The following is a 9,438-nucleotide window of genomic DNA, read 5'->3' on the forward strand; positions in this document are numbered from 1 at the left end:
AGCGGCGCTCACACCTCGAAGTGCGGTGTCATGAACTCCGACATCCCCTCGGCGGTCTTCACGACCATGCGCAGCCGGGTGAGGCCGGGAACGACGCCCTCGAACGCGAACCGCCCGTGCTCGGCGGGCTCCGCGGCCCACTCCCGATCCCCCTGCGCGAGCCGCACCGCGAGCGCCGACGCATCGCACCATCCATCCACACGACGGGTGCCGTCCTCCGCCGCCGAGACATGCAGCAGCACCGTCGTGGTGCCGTCGCTGAACTGCAGCGTCAGGGTGTCGGCGTCACCGCGCACCGCGGCCAGCTGCGCCTGCTCGACGAGAGTCAGCTGGGCGTACTCGCGCGAGAGATCTTCGATCGCCACGGCGGCGATCATGCGGTCCACGAGCTCAGCGGGCATCGGATCCACCCGCTGCCACACCGCGCGCAACGTCGCGAACACGGCCGCGTCCGCGGCGAAATCCTCCTCAGGCATGGGGTCCTCCTCCCCAGCCCGCGTCTTCGAGGGCGACGCGCAGCTTGGCCAGACACCTCTGCCGGGTGGGACCGATCGATCCGACCGGCATGGCGAGGTCGTGGGCGATACGTGCGTAATCCGGCCGCTCATCGAACGCGACGATCCGAAGGAGCCGCTGACAGCGCTCGTTCAGCAGGGCGACGGCGCGCCAGAGCCGGTGGGATTCATCTGCCGTGGACGCCTCGTGCTCCGCGGAGGGCGCCGAGGCCAGCCGAGGCTCCAGCTGTTCGATCTCGGTGGGATCGGCGCGCCGCTGCAGCCTGCTCACCCGCCACGCCTCGCGGCGGGCGCAGGTGGTCAGCCATCCCGAGACGGCACGGGGATCGGCGATGGCGGCGTGACCGCGCACGAGTGTCAGCCAGGTGGTCTGCACGACGTCCTCCGCAAGCGCGCGATCGAGGCCGTACGAGCGCACGACGTGCCACAGCACGGGCGTCATCAGGCGCACGAGATCATCCATCGCCCGTGTATCACCCTTCTGCCAGCGGGTGAAGCATCCGGCCGCCCGTTCCCAGCGCGACGGCTCGGCGAGGGTGGATGCCTCTTCCGGTTCCGCGGGAGCGTCGCGATCGCCGATCGAGTCACCGTCCGCGACACCCTCGGGCTCGACGTCGGTCATGGTGCCCATTGTGTCCACGTATCGGGGAGCGCACCAGGGTCGGCCTGATACATCCGGCGCGCGATCGTCTTAGACTCGCAGGATGACCAGCGCGGTGGCGGGCGGAGCGCCCCTGCTCTATGTGTGCGTACGGCCGCAGTCGGGTGCCGCCGAGGCCGAGTATCGCTCGTTCGGCGAGGCCATGCACGCGGGAGCCGAACGCCTGCACGCCCACGACCTCGTGCACCAGCCGCTGCCCGACGATGTCTTCGACCGTTTCGCGGGGTTCGTCGTCGGCGGAAGCCCGTTCAACGTGGCCGACCCCGAATCGACCAAGACCGACGTGCAGCGCCGCCTCGAGGCCGATCTCGAGAAGATCGCACGGCAGGCGGCATCCGGGCGGACCTCCGCTCTGTTCACCTGCTACGGCATCGGCATCGTGTCGCGGATGCTGGGCGCCGAGGTCACGCGCGGCTTTCCCGAGGACACCGGGCCCACGACCGTGGAGCTGACCGAGGACGGCGAGCGCGACGCGCTCTTCGGGGGGCTCGCGCACCGCTTCCAGGCGTTGACCGCGCACAAGGAGGGCACGGGCGAGGCGCCCCCGGGGGCGGTGCTGCTCGCGCGGGGAGAGGCGTGTCCCGTGCAGGCGTATCGTGTGGGCAGCACGCTCTATGCCACCCAGTTCCACCCCGAGCCCACCGCGGCCGCCTTCATCGACCGCATGGCCGTGTATCGCAACGACGGCTACTTCGAGGCCGAGCGCTTCGACGAGGTCGCGGCGCGCGTGCGGGCGGCCTCCCTCACCGAACCACCGCGTCTGCTCCGCGCGTTCGCCGCGTCGCTGGCGTGAATCTGCGCGGCCGCGCAGGGATCAGTCGCCCTGGGGCCGCAGCAGTCGCAGGCCCGCGACCAGGAGGGGCAGGCCGCCGACCACGACGGCGACGATGAGCGCCGCGATGCCGATCGGCTCGCTGCGCGGTTCATCGAGCAGACGACCCACGGCCAGCCACGCCGCACCCCACGCGATGGCGAGGCCGGGCGCGACGCGCCAACCGCTCGCCCAGGCGATCCCGAGCCCGATCACGCCCAGCACCACGACGACGGCGACACCCCACGCGCTGGCGTGATCGGCCCACGACGTCGGGCCGATCGCCGTCAGCCACGCGGCGACGTTGGCCGCGGAGGCCAGGGTGACCCAGCCGAGGTGCAGGCCGGTGACCCCGTCGATCAGGACGGCGTCGAGGACCCCGTCACCCGGCACCCGCGTGCTGACAGCGCGCTGGAAGGCGACGCACAGCGCCGCGAGCAGCAGGAAGATCACGATCACGGTCGTCCAGATCGGCAGGAGCTGGGCGGCGACCAGCCACATCCCGTTGAGCACGATCGTGAGCGCGATCCACCACCCCAGTGCGCGCTGGCGCGCCGACACGCGCTGCGAGGGCAGCGCCTGCCAGATGACGTATCCGACGAGTCCGAGATAGATGACGGACCAGATCGAGAAGGCGGGGCCCGCCGGCGCGAGGTAGGTGGCGTCGGAGTCCAGGGCTCCGCCCTGCGAGCTCTCCACCGCGGTGCCGCCGAGCCCGCCCACCCCCACCAGCACGGCGACGAGGGTGAATCCGAGCGACGAGACCACGGCGATCTGCCGCACGAGATCGAGCGGCCGGGGTGCGTGCGTGCGCGTCGTCATCCCCACACCCTACGGCGGCCAGACGACCCTGGGCGGGGGTTGACAGCATCCATCACCCGCGCGCGCCTGCGTGTCCCACTTTCTGTCGCTCAGGCGGTCGCACAGCGACAGAATTCGGGACACACCCCGGCCAGGCAAGCAGCAGCCAGCCCTGCGTGTCCCCGGCCAGGCAAGCAGCAGCCAGCCCTGCGTGTCCCACTTTCTGTCGCTCAGGCGGTCGCACAGCGACAGAAAGTGGGACACAGGCGGGCTCGCGCATCAGTAGCGCTGGCTGGCCAGCACGCGCGCCGACTCGCGCGCTGCCGACGTGTTGGACTTGCCGGCGCGAGATCCCGCGAGCTTGGCCGCGATGTGCTCGCCGACCGTGATCGGCTCGTAGAGATCGGGATGCTGGGCGTCGATGCAGGAGGGCAGCGTCGTGATCAGCGCGTCGACGTTGCCGTCGTGGAAGTACGCCGCCGAGCGACGACGCTCGATCGTCCCGTCGACGATCGGCGGCTTCACGCGGTGCAGGGTCGACATCCACCGTTCGTTGGTCCACCGCGCGGTCACGTCGCCGAGGTTGATCAGCAGCGCGTCGTCGGCGGGCGAGACGTCGTTCCACGAGCCGTCGGCGCCGAGCACCTGCAGCCCCCGCACCTGGTCGGCCCAGAGGATCGTGACGATGCCGTAGTCGGTGTGCTCCCCCATACCCATCAGCTCCCCGTCCAGGCGGATGTCGGTTCCCGCCGGCAGGGCGTAGTTGTTCATGCGCATCACATCGAGGGAGTGGTCGGTGACGCGGTCGAAGAAGTCGGGGTCGAGGCCGAGCGCATCCGCGAAGATGCGCGTCATCACGCGCGCCACCCGCCCCGCCTCGGCGAAGTACGCCTGCACCTGCGCCTCGAAGCCGTCGACGTCCGGCCAGACGTTCTCGGCATAGTCCGGCTGGGGCAGCGAGGGCATGTGCGGATAGTCGGCCTCCCCCGCCCCCACGTTGAACGCCTCGAAGAAGTCGTTCATCCGCGTCGCCGACTCGACGCCGAGCGACAGGGAGAGCGATTCGGACTTCGGCGGACTGTACCCGCGGTTGATCGACGGCGGGGTGCGATACGCCTTCTTGGCCTCGAGATCGAGGGCGAAGAAGCGATCCATGGCATCGGTGAGCCCGGAGATGACGGCATCGGCGATGCCGTGGCCGGTGATCTGGATGAAGCCGACGGTGCGGCAGGCCTCATCGATCCGCCGAGCGACGTCGGCGCGCTCCTCAGGCGAGCCTCCGGTCACATAGGGGGTGATGTCGACGGTGGGGACGCGGAAACTCATTGCAACTCCTCGCAGGAAGAGGTCGCCTCGAAGGGCGACCGTGGATACGGGCAGCCACTTCACGTGTGTCCCAGCGATGTCCGGCGCAGCGCGTCGCCCACGACAGCCTTCGTTAACATGAACGCTGGGCGCGACGATACCGGCGCGAGGTTTCGCCCGCGTTACGCCGACGCGGGACCGACCACCGCCGCGGAGTCCGGGCCCAGGGTGAAGACCCCTCCGGGTTCGCCCGAGACGCCGGCATCCGTCGCCAGCAGCACGGTGTCATCGCCGTGCGCCGCGAAGCCGACCGGGCCGTCGGAGAGGTTCACCAGCACGCGCAGGGCGCCGCGCTCGAGCGCATAGGCGCGGCCCTCTCCCGCGACCCACGACTCGGCATCGCTCGGGGAGAAGGCCGGATCGGTCAGTTCGGGACGCTCGCGCCGCAGTCGGCCCAGGGCGCGGTGCAGGGCGAGCAGGCGCGCGTGTTCACCCTCGGCGGGCTCGGACCAGTCGAGCCTGGATCGCTCGAAGGTCGCCGGATCCTGCGGGTCGGGCACGACCGATTCGTCCCAGCCCATCTGGGCGAACTCCTCGGTGCGACCGGCGCGCACCGCCTCGCCGAGCTCGGGCTCGGGGTGCGAGGTGAAGAACTGCCAGGGTGTCGTGGCCCCCCACTCCTCGCCCATGAAGAGCATCGGCGTATAGGGGGTGGTCAGGTTCAGCACCGCGGCCACGGCCAGGCGTGCGGGCGAGAGGGTCTGCGACAGCCGGTCGCCCGCGGCGCGGTTGCCGATCTGGTCGTGGTCCTGCGCGAACGTGACCAGCCGCCAGCGGGGCACCTCATCGGGGATGGGGTGGCCGTGGTCACGCCCGCGGAACGAAGAGTACGTGCCGTCGTGGAAGAATCCGCGCGTCCAGACCTTGGGCAGCGCGCCCAGGTCGTCGAAGTCCCCGTAGTAGCCGACGGACTCGCCGCTGACCGCGACGTGCACCGCGTGATGGTAGTCGTCGCTCCACTGCGCGGTCAGACCGTATCCGCCGGCCTCGCGCGGCAGGATCAGCTTCGGGTCGTTCATGTCCGACTCGGCGATGAGGGTCAGGGGGCGACCGACGTGCGCCGAGAGGGCGTCGGATGCTGTCGCCAGCTGCTGGAGGATGTGCACCGGGCGATCGTCGAGCAGCGCGTGCACCGCGTCCAGGCGCAGCCCGTCGACGTGGTAATCGCGCATCCACATCATCGCGTTCTCGACGATGTAGTCCCGCACCGGGTCGGCGTCGAGGTTGACGGAGTCGCCCCACGTGTTGCGGCTGCCCTCGCGCAGGTACGGGCCGAACTCGGGCAGGTAGTTTCCGCTCGGACCGAGGTGGTTGTAGACGACGTCCTGGATCACCGCGAGCCCCGCGCCGTGCGCGGCGTCGACGAAGCGCTGATAGGCCGCGGGCCCCCCGTACGCCTCGTGCACCGTGTACCAGAGCACGCCGTCGTAGCCCCAGTTGTGCACCCCGTTGAACCCGTTCACGGGCAGCAGCTCGATGTGCGTGACGCCGAGGTCAGCGAGGTGGTCGAGCTTCGCGACCGCCGAATCCACGGTTCCCTCGGGAGTGAAGGTGCCGATGTGCAGTTCGTAGATCAGACCTCCGGCCAGCTGACGGCCGGTCCAGGTGTCGTCGCTCCACTCGTACGCGCCCGGATCGAAGAACGCCGACGCCTCGTGGACGCCCCGCGGCTGGCGCCGAGAGCGCGGGTCGGGCCGCAGCTGTTCGGAGTCGCCGAGCACGAAGCCGTACTCGTCGCCGTCGGTGAGATCGATCGGCGCGCGCCACCAGCCGTCGCCCGAGGCCATCATCTCGCTGTCGCCGGTGTCGGGGCGGCGCAGTCGCACCCGCGAGGCCTTCGGGGCCCAGACGTCGATCGTCATGTCGTCTCCTCGCTTCGCTCGTCGCTCGATGACCGGTTCGCTTCGCCCGGCGCTCAATGATCCGTCTCAGGCACGAGCAACGCGACCGGATAGAACGACAGCAGCTCGCGCAGCGGTACGCGCCCCGCCTCGAAGCGTCGCCCTGTGAGCGCGTCGATCGTGCCGCCACCGTGTCGCAGCAGCACCGTGTCGCCCCAACCGCCGCGGGCGGCAAGACCCACCGGCAGGCGCGTCGCGACCGCGACGGCGCCTCCCCGGTCGTACGCGATCGCGTGCTCCGCGGCGTCGCCGATCACGGTCATGGGCGTGTACCGCGTGAACAGATGTGCGCGGTCGCGGCGCAGCCGCAGGGCGCGCGATGTCAGCAGCAGCTTCGCCCGGCCCCCGGCATCCACCCCCGGCGTCTCTCCCCGCACGAACGCCTCATCGATCTCGGCCAGCGCACGCGCGCGTTCGACGAAGTCGACCTCGCGGCGGTTGTCGGGGTCGACGAGACTCATCTCCCACAGCTCCGACCCCTGGTAGACATCCGGCACCCCCGGGCCCGTCAGCTGCAGCAGCTTGGCCGACAGCGAGTTGGACCAGCCGTGGGCCGCGATCTCGTCGACGAAGGACGACAGAGCGGCGGATGCTGCCGGCACATCGAAGGCGGCATCCACGACCGCGTGCATACGTGCCTCGAACGCCTCGTCGGGATCCCACCAGCCCGTCGCCTCGGCTGCCTCGCGGGCCGCCTTCTCGGCGTAGGCGTGCAGACGCTCGCGGGACGCGGGCCACGCGCCGACGATGGCCTGCCAGAGGAGGTTGTCGAACGGTCCGTGGCCGCTGGAGGCCGCCCCGCGCAGGTCTGCGAGCACCTCCGCCCACCGCTCGGGCATCTCGGCGAGCACGGTCAGGCGCGCACGTACATCCTCGCCGCGTTTGGTGTCGTGGGTGGACGCGGCCGTCATCGCGTGCGGCCACGACGCCTGGCGGGTCGCGCGTGCCTCGTGGAATCCGGGCACATCGAGTGCGAACACCGACGGGTCCCCGCCCACCTCGGTGAGCGTGCCCAGGCGCGTGTCGCGGTAGAACGCCGTGTCTTCGACGCCCTTCGCCATCACGGGGCCGGTCGTCTGCTCGAAGCGGCGGGCCACCTCGCGTTCGGGGTCGGCCAGCTGCGGCGCGATGCGGTCGATCGCCCCGGCGAGGTCGGGGCGTCGGCGCAGCGCCTCGGCGATCGCGTGATCGAGGTGCTCGCGGCCGGCCGGAAGATAGGAGCGGTAGACGGGAAAACACGCCAGCAGCTCGGCGAGGGCATCGGCCGCGCCCGTGATCGGCTCGTCGAGCAGCCGCACGAGGCGAGCGACCTCGGCGGCCTGGATCGTGTCGGCGATCGTGCGTTTGGTGCCGTGGATGAGATCGCCCCAGGACTGCCGCGGCGCGAGGCCGGAGTCGGCCCGCAACCACGCGTCGAGCGCGTCGAGCCCCGCCTCCCCGGCCGGATCGATGAGCACCCGGTCGACCTCGGCCATCGCGTCGTACCCCGTCGTGCCCTCGGTGTGCCACCACGCGGGCAGGGTCTCACCGTGCTCGAGGATCTTCTCCACCAGCACGTACAGGCCGCCCGTCGCCTCGGCGAGCCGTTCGAGGTAGCCGCCGGGGTCGGCGAGCCCATCGGGGTGATCGATGCGCAGGCCGTCGGCGAGCCCCTCCCGCACCCAGCGCAGGATCTCGACGTGGCTCTCGTCGAACACGCGCGGCACGTCGACCCGGACCCCCGCGAGCGTGGTCACGGCGAAGAACCGCCGGTAGTTGAGCTCACCCGCCTCACGACGCCAGAACATCAGGGCGTAGTGCTGCCGTTCATGGACGGCACGCACGACCTCGGCGTCGCCGAGCCGCTCCCGCTCGTCGTCGGCGACCGATTCCTCCGCCAGCGGAAAGGCGTGATCGTAATAGCGCAGCAGACCGAACGGCGCGCGATCGGCGGGCTCGGCGTCCACGACCAGCTCGCCGTTCGCGAGCACATCGTCGAGTTCACCACCGAGGACCGGCACGCGCACCCGGCCCTCGCCGAAGTCCCAGTCGACGTCGAAAGCCTCCGCATAGTGCGACGTCCGCCCCCGGAGAAGCAGATCCCACCACCACGGGTTGCGCGCGGGCTCGGAGACGCCCATGTGATTGGGCACCGTGTCGATCAGGATGCCCAGCCCTGCCTCGTGCGCCGCGGCGGCGAACCGGTCGAGACCCTCGGCTCCCCCGCGGGCCGGGTCGATCCGCGTCGGGTCGACGACGTCGTACCCGTGGTCCGACCCCGGTGTGGCCTCGAGGAGCGGCGACAGGTAGGCCCAGGACACGCCGAGGTCACGCAGGTAGGGCACGACCCCGGCCGCCGCGTCGAGGTCGAACGCTTCGCGGATCTGCAGCCGGTAGGTCGATACGGGATGCGCGGGCATGTGGAGCCTCCTGCGGATGCGGCTCAGCGGCCGAGTTCGGGTTTGGACGTCTCACTCGGCATGTCGTCGCTCTGGCTCGCCGCCAGCATCGCGAGTGACGCCGCGACCGAGTGATCGACCTCGGGCTCGGGGACGGTGTGCTCGCGCATGACGATGAGCGAGCGGGGCTGCAGATCGACGTGCTCTCCGGGCTCGATCGGGCGGGTGTCGGCGAGCTCTCCCGCCGTGTCGATGATCACGTCCCATTTCGGTGAGAACTCGAGATCGGGCAGGTGGAACTCGATCATCTCGTCGCCGGCGTTGAAGAGGATCACGAAGTGCTTGTCGATGATCTTCTCGCCGCGGCGGTCGCGCTCACGGATGCCGTTGCCGTTGAGGAACACCCCGACCGAGCGGCCGAAGCCCGAGTCCCAGTCCTCGGGCTGCATCTCGGTGCCGTCGGCGCGCAGCCACACGATGTCGGGCAGGTTCTGCCCCTTCGCACGCCGCACGGGGCGGCCGTCGAAGAACCGGCTGCGGCGGAAGGTCGGGTGGTCCTTGCGCAGCCGGGCGAGGGCGGCGGTGAACTCGACGAGCGGGTCGTCGGTCTCGTCCCAGTGCACCCACGTCAGCTCATTGTCCTGGGCGTAGCCGTTGTTGTTGCCCTGCTGCGTGCGCCCGAGCTCGTCGCCGTGCAGCATCATCGGCACGCCCTGCGACAGCATCAGCGTCGCGATGAAGTTGCGCTGCTGGCGCGCCCGCATCGTCAGCACCTCGGGGTCGTCGGTGGGCCCTTCGACGCCGAAGTTGTACGACCGATTGTGGGACTCGCCGTCGTTGCCGTCCTCGCCGTTGGCGTCGTTGTGCTTGTCGTTGTAGCTGACGAGGTCGCGCAGCGTGAAGCCGTCGTGGGCGGTGACGAAGTTGATGGATGCCACGGGTCGGCGCCCCGAGTGCTCGTAGAGGTCGGCGGACCCGGTCAGGCGCGACGCGAACTCGCCCAGGG

At 70.6% G+C, this 9,438-nt stretch carries 7 protein-coding genes and 1 pseudogene; 1 reads left to right on the forward strand and 7 read right to left on the reverse strand.

Annotated elements, in window-relative coordinates; genetic code table 11:
- Window positions 1-8 precede the first annotated feature (8 nt).
- Both DI573_RS09355 and DI573_RS09360 read right to left on the reverse strand, forming a co-directional pair.
- Window positions 9-476 carry a hypothetical protein gene (locus tag DI573_RS09355; RefSeq protein WP_292813220.1) on the reverse strand — a complete coding sequence of 156 codons (468 nt, stop codon included), beginning with the start codon at window positions 474-476 and terminating at the stop codon, window positions 9-11.
- Window positions 469-1,137 carry a sigma-70 family RNA polymerase sigma factor gene (locus DI573_RS09360; RefSeq protein ID WP_292813223.1) on the reverse strand — a complete coding sequence of 223 codons (669 nt, stop codon included), beginning with the start codon at window positions 1,135-1,137 and terminating at the stop codon, window positions 469-471. The genes DI573_RS09355 and DI573_RS09360 overlap by 8 nt, the downstream gene beginning before the upstream one ends.
- 82 nt (window positions 1,138-1,219) lie before the next feature.
- Here DI573_RS09360 and DI573_RS09365 point away from each other — a divergent pair, with 82 nt between their 5' ends.
- The gene (locus DI573_RS09365) at window positions 1,220-1,969 is read left to right on the forward strand and encodes a GMP synthase (protein WP_292813226.1); all 750 of its coding nucleotides are present in this window, start codon (window positions 1,220-1,222) and stop codon (window positions 1,967-1,969) included.
- Between the two features lie 21 nt (window positions 1,970-1,990).
- Here DI573_RS09365 and DI573_RS09370 read toward each other — a convergent pair whose 3' ends face one another.
- The 5 genes and pseudogenes from DI573_RS09370 to DI573_RS09390 form a co-directional block, all read right to left on the reverse strand.
- Window positions 1,991-2,809, reverse strand: a complete 819-nt coding sequence (locus DI573_RS09370) for a tryptophan-rich sensory protein (RefSeq protein ID WP_292813228.1) — start codon at window positions 2,807-2,809, stop codon at window positions 1,991-1,993.
- A 258-nt stretch (window positions 2,810-3,067) separates the two neighbouring features.
- Window positions 3,068-4,114 (reverse strand): 2-oxoglutarate and iron-dependent oxygenase domain-containing protein, encoded by a 1,047-nt coding sequence (locus tag DI573_RS09375; protein ID WP_292813231.1) that lies wholly within the window; start codon window positions 4,112-4,114, stop codon window positions 3,068-3,070.
- Window positions 4,115-4,275: 161 nt separating this feature from the next.
- Window positions 4,276-6,015, reverse strand: coding sequence for a malto-oligosyltrehalose trehalohydrolase (gene treZ / locus DI573_RS09380; RefSeq protein WP_292813233.1), 1,740 nt, complete (start codon window positions 6,013-6,015; stop codon window positions 4,276-4,278).
- 53 nt (window positions 6,016-6,068) lie between these two features.
- The gene (treY, locus tag DI573_RS09385) at window positions 6,069-8,453 is read right to left on the reverse strand and encodes a malto-oligosyltrehalose synthase (protein WP_292813236.1); all 2,385 of its coding nucleotides are present in this window, start codon (window positions 8,451-8,453) and stop codon (window positions 6,069-6,071) included.
- A 23-nt stretch (window positions 8,454-8,476) separates the two neighbouring features.
- Window positions 8,477-9,438 (reverse strand): annotated as a pseudogene (locus DI573_RS09390) (glycogen debranching enzyme); the annotation flags it as partial.

This window comes from Microbacterium sp., from assembly GCF_003248605.1.
Taxonomy (GTDB): Bacteria; Actinomycetota; Actinomycetes; order Actinomycetales; family Microbacteriaceae; genus Microbacterium.